We start from the raw sequence: 18,009 nt of genomic DNA on the forward strand, positions 1-18,009 counted from the left end.
CAACGGAAGTAATATTATACCCAAGGTTGTTGATGAGAAAAACAAGCGCCAGGATCCATAACACAATATTTATAATTAGAATAATTCCCCGGGCCTGTTTCTTTTTTTCAACGTCTTCGGCATCATTGCCCAGCGCATTATTGATCAAATAATTCAATGCTGAGGCAATGGTCTTAATGATAATAAACGTTACCACCACCATTACGGCTATGTGCAGCAGCCTGTTTACTTTGGCGCTTACTATAAGGTAAGAAATGCCCAGGTACAAGGCGCCCAGGTATAACGCAGGCAACAAGGCGCCTTCGGTGAGGTGTACAATAAAATCATCTAAGGTAGTACGGGTTCTGGCAGAATATGCTTTAAACCGTTTTAACAATACTACGCGGCCTACGCGTATTATAGCCCATGAAACCACTATTATGCCTATGGCAATAAACCAGTTTAACAGCGTGTTTCCCCCTATAATTCTTTCCCACCAAGGCATGTTATTATTTTTGTACAGGTACCCAAAATACCATGCCATAGGGGGATAAAATAAAGAAATTTAATAATTTAGAAATGCTTTCCTGATCTTGTTCCTGCCTACGGTATCTTCCGGCATCTTTAACTCCTGGTGTACCGGGTATTTCATAAATGGCTCATTGGTAGGCGCTGACACACTGTTCACTCTTTTTACCTGTTCCAGCAATTGATTCACTTCTACGTTCCGGTGGGCCGGTGAAGCACACATTTGCATGCGGTTGATAACGGTTTTCGACAACCAGCGCGCCAATGGGAAATTCAGAATAGTATCTTTTGTGCCATTGCTGTTTACGACTATATCGTTGATGAGGTCTTTTAAGATCTCTGATTCCAATCGTTTTTTGTGGTTATCAGTCACGCCAGCTAAATTAGCATTGACCAGGTTCTTAGGATTTAATTTTATGGGGAGGAACACGACGTTTTCATCTACCGCGCCTACATACCTTGCCTTTTCTTCAAAATAAGAAGCGCTGCCTTCAAACGGCTGACTGAACAATGCGTGCAGCGGTTGCAGTAAGACCGGTTCGCTTTCCATTTTCTTATACAACTCTTTTTCGCCTGAACCGTTTTTCAGGTACATGATATAGATCTTGTATTTACCGTTTGGCGGTTCTTTATCGAGCTTAATTTTTAACTGCTGGTAAATATCCAGGGTTGATTTCAATCCTGAATTTTCATGATAGCCGCCATCTACAAAACTGCCCAATCCATTCACATACGCGGGTGCACTAAACAGGGGGAACAACTCACTGGTATTACAGGCCTGTCCCAACGAAATGGGCATTTTTATGCCTTTACAACGCCGCACCCCGTTATCGTCGCAAACGGAATCTTCATACAAATAACCGGCTACATCGATGGCTTCGTTAAAATAAGTTTCACCCAGTTTAATGGAAGAGAAAATGCCGCGGCGGCCATCGTTACTTCTACAGGTATTTATCAGCACAATGGGCGTGTGCTTCCGGTACTGCATGCCGTTGTCCTTTTGCTCATAAAAGAAATACATAAAATCTTTTTTCAACGTCATGCCGCTGTCGTCAATGTCGCAGTCATCCCAATCTTTATAGCCCTTTGCTTTCAGTACAGCTCTTGCCGTAGCTTTTGCTTCTTCATTCTGTAAGGTGGAATTGCGGTCTTTTTTCCAGTTGCCCGGCACCAATGATTTATACAGATCGGTAAGCAGCAAACCCCGGATAGAACTGCCTACATAATTATTCGCATAGATGGTTGCCGGTAACTCCAGCCAGCTGCTGTCGATATTGGTGGCATCGCGGGTATTATCCCAAAAGGTGAACACAGTGCCCAAGCCTACCGAGCTGCCCGATACAGTTGACATGGAAAAAATGTGATTGCGAAACGCGCCCTTGGTATCATAATCAAAATTTATCAGGTTCTGGCTGAGCCACAGCCCGGCCCGTGAGCCGCCGCCTTCGCCGCTTACCAAGATAACGGGATACGGCTCCCCGCTCCTGTTCGCTTCAATGTTTTTTTTCAACGCTTCATATCTTGCTGAAAAATCATCGCGCTGGCTATTCACAAACAGCGTTCCGTTGGCATTCGGGTCCATGGTGTAATGACTGGTATTGAGATGCCAGTGAAAGACGCCCATTACAATCACCACACCCATTCCTACTAATGCGGCAGCCAATTGCCTTCTTTTTGATACGTTGATGATGTACAGAAAGAGATCGATGGCAAAGACATACACCGAGAACATGTACAGCATCAACGACTCCGGCGCAAAACTCAACCGGAAAGGCAGGTAGTAGATCAACAATACGATGAGGGTATGGGCTAACAGGCAGGAAAAATAAATGATGCTGTTGAGCTTGTATTTGGTGATCAACGATTCACCGGGCACCACGCCCGAGGCATGCACGCGCAGGATCCGGTTATCAGCCTGGTGATAGACCAAATACACAAACACGGACAACACATACAGATTTATCGCCAGCAACACTTTTGCCTGCGTGTATTCCTGGTGAAAGATCGCAAAGAACCAGACTGCTATCAACGTCCATATGGCGCCTACAAACATCAGGATCTTGTTACGGGTGCGTTGATTGATGATCCATCTATTATAGTAAAACAGCAATACCAGTTGCAGCAGGCCGGCCAATAAAAACAGGATCGAGTGATCGTTGAATAAGACTGCCGCCAGTAACCAGAAGGGTACCAGGGGCAATACGCGGTGCATAAAGAACAGGTGATCATGTAACGGGTAGTTGGGGCGTTGTTCTTCTTTTGTTCTTAACTCCCGCTCATGAAACATAAATGCAGGTATGATCCACATACTTACGGAGAGACTCAATACAGCCAGCGTGGTAAACACGATACGCGTTTTGCCATAAATGCCTTCGGGTTCAAACAGACTTACAATAAGATCGCGTCCCTGCGACATTTTTGCCAGCACCATCCAAAAGGCGAATAAAAAAAACAGCTCGATACAGGCGTCCTTTATCGTTCGCCAGATGAGCACGGGGAGTATTTTAAGCAGCTTTACAAAGAAGTTATCAGTGAGTTTAAAATTGTATTGCTTACATACAACATCTACATAAGCAGAAAAATCGTTGTTGGGGTATACCATGGCTAATGATTTACGATCAATAAATCTTAGGGCAGGCAGGATACGTGAGGGGAAAGATCGTGCGGGTGTTTGGTTACTGCAATTTATGCTTTTGCCATGGTATAACGGAGCGTGGAAGTACTTATTTATAACCGGTATAAGTACCAAAAGGGCCCCCTCCAATCTCTCCGCCAGTTGGAGGAGGAGGAAAGAAGGGGGGCTATCAATGTTTCATCAATAATATTCGGTTAGTTCCAACCGCCACCCAGTGCCTGGTAAATATTCACCATGGCTTTCATTTGCTGCATCCTGGTTTCAACCAGTTCAAATTTCGATTCCAGGGCATCGCGTTGGGTCAATAACACTTCCATATAATCGGCCCGGGCATTTTTGAACAGGTCGTTCGAGATATCTATAGACTGGGTCAGGGCAACTACCTGTTGCGATTTCAGGTCGTAGCTTTTTGCCAGGTTACCGATCTTTACTACCTGGTTGGCCACTTCCGCATACGCGTTTACAATAGTACGCTCATAATTGTAAACCGCCTGTATTTGCCGCGCATTGGCATTTACGTATTCTGCTTTTATCGCATTCTTGTTTACCAGCGGCGCTACCAGTTCGCCTGCGAGTGAATACAATAACGACTCGGGCGTTCTGAACAAATAGGTTGGGCTAAACGCATTCCAACCCACTCCTGCACTAATACCAACTGAGGGATAGAACTTTGCTTTTGCCACCTGGATATCCAGTTTGGCGGCAGACAGTTCCAGCTCGGCCTGCTTTATATCGGGCCGGTTGCTCAACAGTTGTGAAGGTATACCGGTTTGAATAGTGGCCGGTAAGGCCGCATTTAAAGACTTGTCGTCCCTGGTAATTGGTTGTGGGAAACGACCCAACAAAAAATTGATGCGGTTCTCGGTCTCCGTGATCTGCTGCTGTATGCCGTATTGCAGGCTTTTGGTGTTGAACACTTCCGCCTCAAATTTACGTACAGCCAGCTCCGTAACCCGGGCTGCTTCTTTTTGTTGTTTCACCACTTCCAGCGCGTTGGTTTGAATGGTGATATTGCTATCAACGATCTTCAACTGGTTATCCAGCGCCAGTAATTCGTAATAAGAATTGGCAATCTCGGCGATCAACGACGTGACCACAAAGTTCCGGCCTTCTATGCTTGCCAGGTATCTGGCAACGGCTGCTTTTTTTGCATTGTGCAGTTTGTGCCAGATGTCTGCTTCCCAGGTAGCATAGGCGCCAATTAAAAAGTCGGGCAGCGGATCGGGCATTTCCTTACCGGGTTTTATTTCGGTAGTAGCGTCACCTGCACCCTGGCTGGTATAGCGGCCTACTTTTTCAACCCCTGCTCCGCCTCTTATCCCCACGAAGGGAAGGTACTCCCCTTTTCTGGCGGTTATTTCGTTTTTGGTGATGGCTATCTCCTGTAAGGTGATATTCAATTCCTGGTTGTTCTTCAACGCAGTGTCGATAAGCGAAGCCAGGTTGGGATCGGTGAAATAGCTTTTCCATTTCACCGTGGCCATATTAACGGTGTCCTGGGAGTTGTTAAAACCCGCAGGCACCGATTTGTTTTCTGTTTTAGTGGCTACAACAGGCAATTTACAGGCGGCATACGTGAGGCAAACACACCCGATACCCAGTAGTTTCAATAGGTTACTTTTCAACATGATGATCGATTTCTTCTGTTAATGGATTTTCATCTTCACCTTTTATGAGCTTGCGACCGGCAGCTATTTTAGCGAACAGGTAATACAATCCGGGGATCACTATTACCCCTCCCAGCGTACCGATCAGCATTCCACCCAATGCGGATGAACCGATGGTACGGTTACCGATAGCGCCCGGACCGGTAGCAACCACCAGCGGCACCAACCCGGCAATAAAGGCAAGCGAGGTCATTACGATAGGGCGGAAACGCGTTTTGGCGCCTTCCATGGCGGCACGGAATACGGTCATGCCTGCCCGGTGTTTCTGCGCAGCAAATTCCACGATCAACACCGCGTTCTTACCCAACAAACCTACCAGCATGATCAACCCTACCTGGGCGTAAATGTCGTTTGCCAGTCCTACTGCCTTGATCAACAGGAACGACCCAAACACACCTGCAGGCAGTGACAGGATCACCGACAACGGCAGAATAAAGCTTTCGTATTGGGCTGCCAGGATCAAATACACAAACAACAGTACGATGCCGAAAATGATCACGGCTTCATTACCACGCGCCGATTCGTCTTTCGACAAACCTTCCCAGTCGATACCATACCCACGGGGCAATGTTTTATCTGCCACTTCCTGGATGATCCTGATGGCCTCACCACTGCTTATGCCCGCCGCGGGTTCCCCGCGAATGGCTGATGAGTTATACATGTTGTACCGGGTGATCTCATTCAGACCATGTGATTTTTTAATTGACATGAATGCTGAATAAGGCACCATTTCCTCCCGGTTGTTCTTTACATATAGTTTCAACAGATCATCTGGCAGCGCCCGGTATTCAGGGGAAGCCTGTACGTATACCTTCAAAAAGTTACCAAAGCGAATAAAACCTAACTCATAGGTACTACCTATCAGGATGGACAGGTTGTCCATGGCTTTTCCGATGGATACGCCTTTTTGCATGGCGGCCTTGTTATCGATCTCCAATTCATATTGAGGATAATTGGCGCTGAAGAAGGTGAATAAACCGGTAAGCTCTTTACGTTTTCTGAGCGCGGCCATAAAATCATCGTTCACCTTTTCCATGTCGGTATAATTGTCGCTGTTGGTTTTATCGAGCAAACGCAGGGCAAAACCGCCCGCAGCACCATAACCAGGTACGGCTGGCGGCCCGAAGAACTCGATGGTAGCGCCAGGGATCTCATGACATTTTTCTTCCAGTTCTTTTATGATCTCGGTTACATTATGCTTACGCTCGGCCCAGTCTTTCAAACTGATGATACAGGTACCGGCATTGGATCCACGACCTTCGGTCAACACCTCATAACCAGCCAGTGCCGATACAGATTGTACCCCATCTACCTTTTCGGCAATCTCCTGTACACGCTTCGCCAGGTCGTTCGTTCTTTCGAGGGTTGAACCGGGCGGGGTTTGAATGATGGCATAGATCATCCCCTGGTCTTCACTGGGGATGAAACCGGTAGGCAGTGATCTACCAATTCCAAAGATGCCAAAACAGAATCCTCCCAATAATACAAAGGTGATCACACGCCGGCTCACGATCCTTTCCATAAACCTGCTATACCGGCCGGTCAGTTTTTCAAATCCACGGTTGAAGGCACCGATGAACATATTGATCGGCGTCTTTCTTTTTGGTTTGCCATGCGTGTTCTTTAATAACATGGCGCACAGCACCGGGGTTAATGTTAACGCTACCACACCCGAGAGTACGATGGCCGTTGCCATGGTAATGGCGAACTGCCGGTAGAAGATCCCTACGGGGCCCGACATAAACGCCACCGGGATGAACACCGCCGCCATTACAAACGTGATGGCGATGATGGCGCCGCTGATCTCATGCAACACCTGTTTGGTGGCATTGTACGGCGACATATGCGTCTCTTCCATTTTGGCATGCACCGCTTCAATTACCACAATGGCGTTATCTACCACAATACCAATCGCCAACACCAATGCGAACAGCGTGATCAGGTTGATGTTCAACCCAAACAACTGCATAAAGAAGAACGACCCGATCAGCGATACGGGTACCGCCAGCGTGGGGATCAACGTTGAACGCCAGTCGCCCAGGAATATGAACACCACAATGGCCACCAGCACGAAGGCTTCACCCAATGTGTGCAACACTTTTTCAATTGAGGCATCGAGGAAGTTCGATACGTCATAGTCGATCTCATAATCCATTCCCGGGGGGAAAGATTCCTTTTTCAGTTCTGTCAGCTTGGCTTTGATCGCTTTGATTACATCCTGCGCATTACTACCATAGGTCTGTTTCAATACCACGGCCGCAGATGGGTGGCCATTGAGGTTTGAATAGATATCATAGAACTCACTTCCCAATTCCACATCGGCAATATCTTTCAGGTAAAGAAGTTCTCCATCAGGTTTTGCGCGAATGATCACATTCTTATACTGATCGGGCTGGTTATACCGGCCCTGATAGGTCAATACATATTCCAATGCTTCGGAACGTTTACCATCGCTTCGACCCAACCTGCCGGGCGAACCGATGACACTTTGTTCACCCAGGGCTTCCATCACTTCATCGGTTGACACATTATATGCCCGCATGCGATCGGGTTTTAACCAGATACGCATGGCATACTGACGGCTACCGAGGATCTGCGCACTACCGATACCTTTTACGCGGCTCAGCTCACGCAGAATGTTTACGTTCGTGAAGTTGTAAAGAAAGTTCTCATCGGCATGCTTGTCGGTACTAAACACGTTCACATACATCAACATGTTTGGTTGCAGAATGTTAACGATGATACCTTCGCGTTGTACCAGTACAGGCAACCGGTTTGTTACCTGTTCGATGCGGTTTTTTACGTTTACTACCGCCGCATTGGGATCGGTTCCCAGGTCAAATACCACCTGTACGTTGGCCTCACCGGCGCTGGTAGCATCTGATGTCATGTACTTCATCCCAGGCACCCCGTTGATGGCTTTTTCCATCGGGATGAGTACTGATTTTACCAACACATCGGCACTGGCGCCCGGATAAGCCACACTAACGATTACCCGTGGTGGCGCAATGGAGGGGAACTGCGAGGTTGGAAGGGTATTGATGGCCAGTATCCCCATGAAGACAATAACCAGGGATAGCACGATCGCAAAGACCGGCCGTTTCATGAATATATTAAACATGTTCTTTCGTTTGGTGAATGGTCAATGGTGAATGGTGAATAGGGCTCCTGATATTCGATCAGACCTTGCCTATTGCTCATTGCCTATTGCCAATTGGTTATTTATTCCGATTCCAGCTTTAACTGAGACATTACCTTTGAAGGTTCTTCAAAGTCATAGGTAATTTTATTACCGTCCTGTACTTTGCGGATGCCTTCGAGCAATATCCTGTCGCCTTCAGTTACCCCGTCCTGGATGATATATAAGTCCGGAATTTCAGCAGCAATCGTGATGGGGGTTAATTTCACCACGTTGTCTTTATTCACGATGTACACATATTTTTTATCCATGATCTCCAGCGTGGCTTTTTGTGGAATGATGATGGCATTTTTCACCTGCTCTTTCATGAGAATGCTGCCGGTTTCACCATGACGCAACAATCCTTCCTGATTAGGGAAGGTGGCCCTGAAAGCAATGTTACCGGTTTCGTTGTTGAACTCGGCTTCAATGGTTTCCACCACACCGGGGTGTTTGAAAACTTCTTTATTGGCCATTTGCAGGCTCACCTTCATTTTGTCATTTCCCTTCACTGTTGTTTTATAGTTCAGGTACTCGGGTTCAGACACGTTGAAGTAAACCCACATCTGGTTATTGTCTGAAAGGCTGGTGAGCAATTCACCTTCTTCAACCAGGCTTCCCTGTTTTAAATGCAATTGGTCGATGATGCCATCGAATGGCGCTCTGATCTCGGTAAACTGCAGGTGTACTTTGGCCAGCGCCAGTTCTGCTTTTGCTTTTTTTGCTTTTGCATTGGCCAGCGCCAGTTCGTTTTGAGATACGATCTTTCTGTCGGCCAGCGACTGGGTGTTTGCTACTTCAATGTCTGCCGCCTGCGCTTCCGCATCCGCTTTCTCCAGTTCAGCCTGGTAAATGTTAGGCATGATCTTGAACAACAACTGGCCTGCTTTTACATGCTGACCTTCGTCAACATAAATGCGTTCCAGGTAACCTTTCTCCTGGGCTTTCAGTTCAATGTTACGTATGGATTTGATCTGGCATACGTACTCTTTGGTTACAGTTGTGTCCATTTTAACAGGACTGGTCACCAATAATTTGGTGGGTTCTTCTTTGGTTTCTTCTTTTTGTTTGCAGCTTGTATAGCACACAATGGCACACAAGCCCAGCAGCGTGAGCGTTCTTTTCATAATTTATATGGGGGGTCTTATTCAGAATTGCCTGAAATTCGTTTTCAGTACGGCGCATAACACACCTGATCTCTATAGTCGAATGCTATACAGGCAAGCAATACAATAAAAAAGTGAATACGATTGGGCAGTCCTACGACTGTAAAGGAAGTTGAATCAAATCCTGATCACCCGGTGGATGATGAATTTGAAGGAAGAGGTTAGGGAAAAATGTTCGCAAAAAGGCAGACTACTTTTACGGAACATGGTTGTGCAGTCTGATGCCTCAGTATATAAAAAAGAAATACAAATAGTACCTACATTCTTTTTGGATGCCCGCAGGTCGTCATCATCATCAACTTCTGTAGCCTTTAATTTGTCGTGGGAACCTTTTTTGTTTATGGGCGCGTTGCTGCTTAGTAACCGGTCGTTGTGGTCTTTTGAATAATTACCCGGTACTGATGGCTCAAAAGTATTTCCTGGAAAGAAACCTATACGAGGATGAGTCGTATGCGCATTTCCTGCCAATAAGAGAATACATAATAGTAAAACAAATTTGAGCAACCCTTTCATGATCTGGCTACAAATAATAATTGTTGATGGTCAGTTTGATGGCAAGAGTCGTAAAATTAATGGTTAAATGAAAACCAGCAAATAATTCATGGCAAGTTTTAATCACTTATGCAGCGCAATAACATTTCATTAATGACAGGCAGAAAGGAAGGATCCTAAGATAAGAAAAATGTTCCGTGTTTTTAATAGATTTCTAATGTTATTTTAATAAGTCATGCTATTTTTAATAAAACAACCATCCTCATGAAATCGATTGCTGTAGTTATTACATTTATTACATGGCTGGCTTCTGCATCCTGTACAACAAAAAAAACCACTTTCCCTATTGCCGGCACCTGGAAATTATTGTCCGGATCATTAATTGAGAAAGGCCACACCACTGTTACTGATTACACCGGCAACAAACAATTCATCAAGATCATCAACGACACGCACTTTGCTTTTATGAGCCATGACTTAAATAAAGGCAAGGACACTGCGACTGCACTGTTTTCTGCAGGCGGTGGTAAGTACTCGATAAAAGATAGTATTTACACCGAGCACCTCGAATATTGCAGCGACCGCCAGTGGGAGAACAATGATTTTCAATTTACGGTTACTATAAAAAACGACACCCTGATTCAACAGGGTGTTGAAAAAGTTGAAGGCACTGACATTAACCGATTGAACATTGAAAAGTATATTCGAATGAAATAAAAAAAGCCCCCGATGTTGCGGTCGGGGGCTTTAGCTAATTTCCCGGTGTCTCCTGACTTACGACGGGAAGCCATTAAAATGTACCGGATTGGAACGGCGGATATTGGATCTTTGGATATTGGATCTCCGGATACTGGATCTTAGGATATTGGATTCAGGATATTGGACTTTGGATATTGGATCTTGCCTTTCTGATATTATATCATAAACAGTTTATCGTGAAAACATCAGGGTGCCGAAACCAAGCTGGTCGAAACCGCCGCTGTTTGGTCCGTAGTCACCGCCACCGCCTTCGGGTGCTGTTGTATTAACGCCCAGAAGGGTGTAAGCCGCTGTCATACCTTTACGTTTCACATAGTGGTTGTAGATCATTGCCCAAATAGGACGAACCGTACCTCTTTCCACATCACTGATCACAGTTTGGGCGATGGTGGTATCACAATCATGATAATCGTATTGCTTAAATGGTACCGGCAACTCAGCCACATTATACCTGGCGGTGTATTCCGAAGCTTTCAGCACCGCATTGTCATTAAAGCCATAAAAATCATCACCCTGGTTCCAGGCCATTTCACATATAGTACCTAACATGGCCATTACCAGTGTAGCATGTCCCTGATCGCGACCGCTTTCCTGCAATTGCCCCAGTCCTTCGTCTTTATGGATATAATAAATGGCTTTGCGCAGATTTCCGTTTCCACCACCTCGTTGAAGATAATTCACGGCTTCGTTATAGAGCGTACGGTTATCAGTGAGGATACCGATTGCCATAACAGAAGCAATGTTACCCAGGTCCCAGTTAGCCCAATAGTGATCGATACAGGCGCCATTGTGTTCCTTCAAGAATGAATGGTTTACTGGATAAAACACCGTCATCATCCATTGTTTGTATGCAGCAATGTCTTCGGGTTTCCAGTTTTTATAGTCAAGCATCAGTTCACCGGCAACAGCAAACTGGTAGCCATAGAAACCGGCAGCCAGGTACATGTTGGGGTCACCGCTTAATTTTGTACAGGTAGCCGCCCAGGCATTCAAGATCTGGATTGATTTTTCGGCATATGCGGTTTTGCCGGAAATCCGCCAGTGCAGTGCATTTTGATAGGCAGCTGCTACGTCATTGAAGGCACGGGAATAATTATCCGGCTCGGGTTCTTCCCGGCTATTACCCCCTCTGATCAGTTTCACTACGGGGTTGGGGTTATAATTTGAATCTGCATGTGAATTCTTGTTCAACATGCTATCTCCGCTAACCCATGGTTCCATATTACTATTCAGGGCTGCTATTATGCGAGCAAAATCCTCATTTGTATGCAGTGTTCCCGGATGTTTGAATGGTGTACCTGCCGGCAGCGTATCAATATATTTAATAGTTGCTAACCCGGTTGTATCAGCCAGGTCATCTGGTTCTTCGTTTCCCTTTTTTGAGCAATCAACCATTGATAGGCTCAACAACAGGGCGAGAACAGCAAAAACAGTGAGTTGTTTCATAGTATAATCGGGCTTTTGAAAATTGGTGTATGTCGCTATTTCTTATAGAAATCAGTATAGATCTGATCTGCAGATAATGCCTGGTTATAGATCCTGAAATTATCCATTAGTCCGGCATAATTCGTTTCGGTACCAGAACCGAATGCGTAACCGCCAATGCTGGCCTTATTAATAGTCATCAGGAAGGGGTCTTCGTCTGCTCTTGTAATGTTTTTTGTTCCAACTTCTACACCATTTATATAGATCTTCATAGTCAGCTTCGAATAAGAAAATACAAAGGCTACGTGTCTCCAGTCGTATGGTAACACCGGAGCATTGGAAGCAATTACATAATCATCGACAGCTGTATAGGTGGGGCCACCTACCGGCACTTTATTCGTAAGCAGGTAACGGCCTACCATTCTACTGGCTGAACCGTTCCAGGAGTTTGAACCCGAACCCATTCTTGTGAGGAATGTAATACGGGTACCTCTAACCTCACCAAATTCAAAGATCGGGTCTGGATAGATATTTCTTCCCGCTGCCCAATTGACCCAGCAGGTCACTGTAAACTCTCTTTGTTTAAAAACCGGCATAATTGCCGGAGGTATTGAAACGGTACCGGAGTTGTTCCATGTAGTAGGCGTAAAACCAGGGAATCTGGCAGCCAATCCACGTTGTCCGGGTTCGTAGGTAATGTCACCTGCAGTGCCCTTATTATAGGTGGCAGCCACTCCACTTATTCTGTCAACCAGGTTGTTTTCAAAATCAAGCGCGTAAACCGGGGTTGGAACAGAAACAAGAATACTAAACCCCGGACCCTTTACCGGATATCCTTCCACAGTTATAGCAATGTCACCGCTGCTGGTTCCTACTGGTACAGTGGTAGTGATCACTGTATCTTCCAGGGATGCTATTGTAGCAGCTATGCCTTTGAAAGTAACATTTACTTTTGCCATATCAGTGCCATAACCGGTACCATATATTCGAACCGTATCACCTGGCAAACCGGTAAGCGGATCAGCCGTTTTAATAGTAGGCGGTGCTTTTACAGTAAAAGTACCTATAGAGTCAACGATATTTGTCCATACCTGTAAGCCCACCTTTGCGGGGCCTGAAATAGCTGCAACAGGTACTCTGGCTACAATTTTACCATCTTCACAGGACAGGATGCTATCAGACTCAATTCCATTGAAGAATACCTTCACCACATTTTTATAATCGCCAAAAGTAGAACCATTGATTGTTACCAGACTGGTAGGGAATCCGATGGCAGGAGTTACGCCCTGTGGCTCGGGCGCGGGGTATGTATAGTTTTTGATATTGGGCCCCTTGGTGCAACTGGCATATATAGCTGCTACAGCCAGCAATGCCATTATGAACCGGATATTTTTAACAGTCATCTTCATATATATTTGGATTTAACAGTTTTCAGAATAAACAGTTGCCAATAGGCAATCGACAGTTAATTTGCTATCTCCCGATTGGATAGGAGCTTACAAATTTTATTTGCTCCTCTCTTTGTCAATTGCCCATTGGCTACTGCTTTTAATAATCATTGTTTTGAACCAGGTTCGGATTCAGCTGAATTTGCTTCAATGGTATGGGAAGCAAATAATGCATCCGTTTAAAATTCCGGTTCTCTGCTATATCGAGCAAGATCACTTTCAAATTGCCGGCACCGGTAGTTACCGTAGTTTCCTGGTAGGGATATTTTTGAGGAATATAATTACTGGTTGGTTTACCGGTGGCATCTCTGAAGTCGGTTGTATAGGCAGCATCTCCCACTACCATACCACATACATTCTGATTCAATTCATGTTCTGCAATACCCCAGCGTTTCAGATCATCGAACCGGAAATTCTCCCCATATAACTCAATCGTTCTTTCTCGTCTGATCTCTTCCAGCATATTCAATCCATAGTTGGTGGCCAGTGCATTGGAAAGCGGCGCCACACCAGCTCTTGCTCTTAACAGGTTAATTGACATGTTCAGGTCGCCATCACTTATAGCACCATTCTTTTCCATCAATGCTTCTGCATAGATCAGGTACACTTCGGCCAGCCTGATCTGTGGATAATCCTGCGATTCCTGTAAATCTGAACGGTAAGTGGGGTAATTATAAGCAGAGAATTTATAGCAGGTATAACCCAGTTTTCCATCCAGTTTTATTTTCCCCTGGGCAGGTATGTTTTGCTTTCCAAGCACATAGCTCAGCAAACGGTAATCCCTGTTCAGATACTCAGAGTCTACTGTGTGGTAGCCAAGAAAACTGTCGGACTTGTTTACTGGTAATCCATCTTTACACAAAAACATATCCATCATTTTGCGATTGGGCGTCATATAGGTTTGAACGGTATGGGAAAGATTAACTCCACCCGGACGCAGGTTAAGGTCATAGATACTTTTCAGAATAAATTCATTATTGGTGGTTTTATCGAGCCCAAGGGGGTTGGAAGCAGAACCATCGATACTAAAAAGGTAATAACTGCTGCGATTGCTTAACGTACTGTTATAATTCCATAATTTATAACCACCGTTCTGCATCACATCTTTTGCCAATGCTGCGGCCTCGGTTAAAAACCCGTTCACCTGATCAGCAGCTGGTGCGGCTGAACCTTTAAAATCGGTAGAGGTGCCCGTGTATTTGCGCCAGGTTGCTTCGTATAACAACACGCGTGCTTTAAAGGCTTCTGCGGCCCATTTGCTTAAATGGCCTTTGTCGGCATTTGAAATGGCCTGCTCAATAGGAAGGCCATTGATGGCATCTGTGAGATCTTTCAGTATCTGGTCAATCATTTCATACCGGCTGTTGCGCGGCGCTTTCAGTTCTTTCCCATTTACATTGGGTACTGTGGTAAGAATGGGCACACCCCCGAAACGCTTCAGCAGAAAGAAATGATGCCAGGCCCTGAAAAATTTTGCTGCTGCCACATATTGGGCTATCTCGTTTTTTTTGCCCGGATATTCATCCGCCTTTTTAAGCACGATATTTACGCCCCGGATATATGCATAGGCATTATTCCAGTACTTATCATCAGATGGAACCGGCACTATACCGCGGGCATAGTTTGTTTGTGGAAGTTGAAAGTCTGCTGAAAGATCTGAACCGAAGTCCATGAATTCAAAAATATTGCTCTCATCGATCTTCTGCCAGCTTATCATCTTTTCATACATCTCATTGGTAGCGTATTTGAACTGTTCAGGTGTTTTAAAATACTGCGCTTCCGTTAAGCTGTCTTCAGGTTTCAGATCGAGAAATTTTTTCTGGCATGCCACAGTACCCAGGATCATGGCACTGATAGCAACCGGAATCATCAACTTTTTCATTATAATAGTTTTTCGCTGATCAGATATTAGATTATAAACCTACGTTAACACCAAAGGACCATGTTCTCATAAACGGATAACCGGTCAATCTTGAATCGGCCCCCTGCTCGGGATCGAACCCGTCTTTAATAGAGGTTAATTCAAACAGGTCGTTACCTGAGAAATAAACCCTTACTTTCTCCAGTTTAGCCCTTGACACTACTGATTGCGGCAGGGTATAGCCGAGGATCAACGTTTTCAACCGAACATACCGGTTGTTCTGCAACATAAAGTCGTTATGCAGGTAATTCCATTTTGAACGGTCGGCATCCACTGAAAGTCTGGGATATTTAGCACTGGTATTTTCTGCTGTCCATGTTTTACCAATGAAAGAAGGGTTTAAATTGGACCACAACGTAACGAAGGGGTATGCCAGCCAACCATCCCGTTCAACATATTGTTGCCCTACTCCTTGCAGAAAGGCAGTAAAGTCGATGTTTTTCCAGGAGGCGCCCAGGGTAAGACCGAATGTGTAGTGTGGCGCATTATCACCTTTAAAGTTCACGTCATTCTGATCGATAACGCCGTCTTTATTTACATCCATTTTCCTGGTATCGCCGGGACGTAATATCTGATCATCTGTTCTTGCAGGTATAGCGCCCTGGGCAAGAGCTGTGTATTTATTATAAAAGAGGTCAACTGTTTTCTGATCTGCCAAAAAGCCTCTTGTTTTATACATATACCAGGAGTTCAAAGGCTTGCCAATGATCGCCTGATTCAACCCGGGCGTTGGCAGAACGGCACCGTCGTATGCCACCAGTTTGTTGCGGCTGTCGGAGAGATTAGCTGATACATTATAACTAAAATCGCTGCCAATTTTATCGTGCCAGCCTACCATGGCTTCCCATCCCGTCACTTTCAATACCCCGCTGTTTGTTTGAGGGGCATCGCCACCCAATACACCGGGATACACCACATTGATCAACATGCCATCGTTCTTTTTCTGATAATAATCAAAACGGCCGGTCAGGCGGTTGTTCAACATAACAAGATCAAAGCCTACGTTCGCCATTTTTACCTGCTCCCAGGTACGATCAGGTGACGTAAGACCATTACGGGCCAGGCTGGCAGCACTTTGAATGGCAGGGGTGTTTCCAAATATGCTGTTGCCGACAACCACGTTAGAAATATAATCGTACAGATCGATGTTAACATTGTTACCCATTATACCATAACCGCCCCGGATCTTCAGGTAATTGAGGGGATACATGTTCAGGTCCCTGATGAAGTTTTCATTGGTGATTACCCAACCGGCAGATGCATTGTAAAAATTCGACCATTTATAGCCGGGAGCAAAACGTGATGATCCATCACGGCGCCCTATCATCTCTACCAGGTATTTTCCTCTGAAGGAATAGTTCAACCGGCCGATATAAGAATACAATCCCCATTCGTTACGGCCGCCGGCTCCTTCTACATAATCTTTAGGTGCTACGTTCAAATCATACACGCCATCGTTGGCTATAAGGGTGCGGTATGCATACAATCCTTTAAAGCCATTCTTTTCAGCATTCAAACCACCCATAACAATGATGCGATGGCCACCGAATGTTTTAGTATAACGCAACAAGGCGCTGTAGTTCTGATATAAAGAATTATCTGATTCTGCGCGGATGTTCGATTCGGGATTGATCTTTTCATCGGCCAGGGTACCATCCCATTTGTACATGGGAACGGTAAGCTGGTAATTATCCAACCGGTATTGATTTGACTGTATTGAAGCACCTGCTTCCAGTTCAAGACCTTTGTACAATTCGGCAATACCTCTAATGTCGATCCTGATCAGGTCGTTTCCTTTAATATCTCTTCCACCATCAGTAGTGGCAGCAGTAGAGTTTCTATTACCGGCAGTATTGAAGTTCGCATACCATTCACCATACGGGTTTTTGGCAGGAAAAAAAGGCGGGTCATAAGCGATCATGTCCATACGCAAACCATTGGAAGGGCCTGATGTAAGATCCTTTTGATAAGTTACGCCGGTTTGCAGTTTAATTTTTTCCGCCAGTTTATAATCGTAATTCAGGCGCAGGTTATACTGTTTTTTTCCATCATATGCTGTGGCCAGGGGCCCTTGGTTATCGGCATAACCGGCAGATAAACGATACGCTGTTTTCTCGGAAGAGCCAGCAACACTCAACGTGTGTTGCTGAGAAATGCGGGTAGCGAATAATTCATCGAAACGGTTGGCATTGCCAATGAAAATGTCGCCCCATTCGGTGGTGTGGTAAATACCCTCAACGCCCTGCTGCATTTTCTGCAGATTCTCCAATGATGCCCATCCCCAGTAATTGGGTTTTATTTCTTCTTTGTTGGCATCTATCCACATGGTAGCAAATTGCTGCATGTTGGGTGCAGGGGTTTTTATCCCTATTGTATTGATGCGCGCATTATATCCATAATCGATCCTGGTTTTGCCTTTACCACGTTTTGTAGTGATTAAAATAACGCCATTGGCGGCCCGGCTACCGAATATGGCGGCCATACCGTCTTTTAAGACGTTCACCGATTCAATATCATCGGGGTTCATGGTAAAGAATGCATTGGTATTGGCAACGGGTACTCCATCGATAACGATCAGTGGAGAACCGCCATTCACAGAAGTAACACCACGGATCTGCATAACCAGCTCTTCATTACCCGGGCGGGAAGAACTTCTGGTGATCACCAGACCTGGCGTGCTACCTTGCAACGCCAAAGCAGGGTTGGTTACTGCTCTGCTATCGAAAACTTTATTGTTGAGTGGTTCCAGGGCGCCGGTAACGGTTGCTTTTTTAGAAGTACCATAACCTACTACCACCTGCTCTTCCATGG

General features: G+C 45.3%; 10 protein-coding genes and 1 pseudogene. 1 reads left to right on the forward strand and 10 read right to left on the reverse strand.

All coding sequences use genetic code 11. The features are described from left to right. The 6 genes and pseudogenes from ACJ751_RS14920 to ACJ751_RS14945 form a co-directional block, all read right to left on the reverse strand. Positions 1-484, reverse strand: a pseudogene (locus ACJ751_RS14920) (mechanosensitive ion channel family protein); the annotation flags it as partial. Positions 485-544: 60 nt separating this feature from the next. Continuing rightward, positions 545-3,109: a hypothetical protein gene (locus ACJ751_RS14925; protein WP_407746299.1), complete on the reverse strand. Its 2,565-nt coding sequence runs from the start codon at positions 3,107-3,109 to the stop codon at positions 545-547. A gap of 227 nt (positions 3,110-3,336) precedes the next feature. Beyond that, complete coding sequence (locus ACJ751_RS14930) at positions 3,337-4,770, reverse strand: TolC family protein (RefSeq protein ID WP_407746300.1); 1,434 nt, start codon at positions 4,768-4,770, stop codon at positions 3,337-3,339. After that, positions 4,757-7,930, reverse strand: coding sequence for an efflux RND transporter permease subunit (locus ACJ751_RS14935; protein ID WP_407746301.1), 3,174 nt, complete (start codon positions 7,928-7,930; stop codon positions 4,757-4,759). The genes ACJ751_RS14930 and ACJ751_RS14935 overlap by 14 nt, the downstream gene beginning before the upstream one ends. Before the next feature lie 101 nt (positions 7,931-8,031). Next, complete coding sequence (locus ACJ751_RS14940) at positions 8,032-9,114, reverse strand: efflux RND transporter periplasmic adaptor subunit (RefSeq protein ID WP_407746302.1); 1,083 nt, start codon at positions 9,112-9,114, stop codon at positions 8,032-8,034. A gap of 156 nt (positions 9,115-9,270) precedes the next feature. Then, complete coding sequence (locus tag ACJ751_RS14945; protein WP_407746303.1) at positions 9,271-9,666, reverse strand: hypothetical protein; 396 nt, start codon at positions 9,664-9,666, stop codon at positions 9,271-9,273. A gap of 243 nt (positions 9,667-9,909) precedes the next feature. Between ACJ751_RS14945 and ACJ751_RS14950 the strand changes: the two genes are divergently transcribed. Beyond that, positions 9,910-10,362, forward strand: coding sequence for a hypothetical protein (locus ACJ751_RS14950; RefSeq protein ID WP_407746304.1), 453 nt, complete (start codon positions 9,910-9,912; stop codon positions 10,360-10,362). A gap of 213 nt (positions 10,363-10,575) precedes the next feature. Here the strand turns inward: ACJ751_RS14950 and ACJ751_RS14955 are convergent, their stop codons facing one another. The 4 genes from ACJ751_RS14955 to ACJ751_RS14970 all read right to left on the reverse strand — a co-directional run. Then, positions 10,576-11,850 (reverse strand): alginate lyase family protein, encoded by a 1,275-nt coding sequence (locus ACJ751_RS14955; protein WP_407746305.1) that lies wholly within the window; start codon positions 11,848-11,850, stop codon positions 10,576-10,578. A gap of 35 nt (positions 11,851-11,885) precedes the next feature. Further along, positions 11,886-13,238 (reverse strand): LamG-like jellyroll fold domain-containing protein, encoded by a 1,353-nt coding sequence (locus ACJ751_RS14960; protein ID WP_407746306.1) that lies wholly within the window; start codon positions 13,236-13,238, stop codon positions 11,886-11,888. A gap of 139 nt (positions 13,239-13,377) precedes the next feature. Beyond that, positions 13,378-15,159 (reverse strand): RagB/SusD family nutrient uptake outer membrane protein, encoded by a 1,782-nt coding sequence (locus ACJ751_RS14965; RefSeq protein ID WP_407746307.1) that lies wholly within the window; start codon positions 15,157-15,159, stop codon positions 13,378-13,380. A gap of 31 nt (positions 15,160-15,190) precedes the next feature. Next, positions 15,191-18,009: SusC/RagA family TonB-linked outer membrane protein (locus ACJ751_RS14970; protein WP_407746308.1), on the reverse strand; the 2,819-nt coding region annotated here is incomplete at its 5' end.

Origin of the sequence: Niastella sp. (assembly GCF_045805085.1) — a bacterium.
Lineage (GTDB): Bacteria > Bacteroidota > Bacteroidia > Chitinophagales > Chitinophagaceae > Niastella.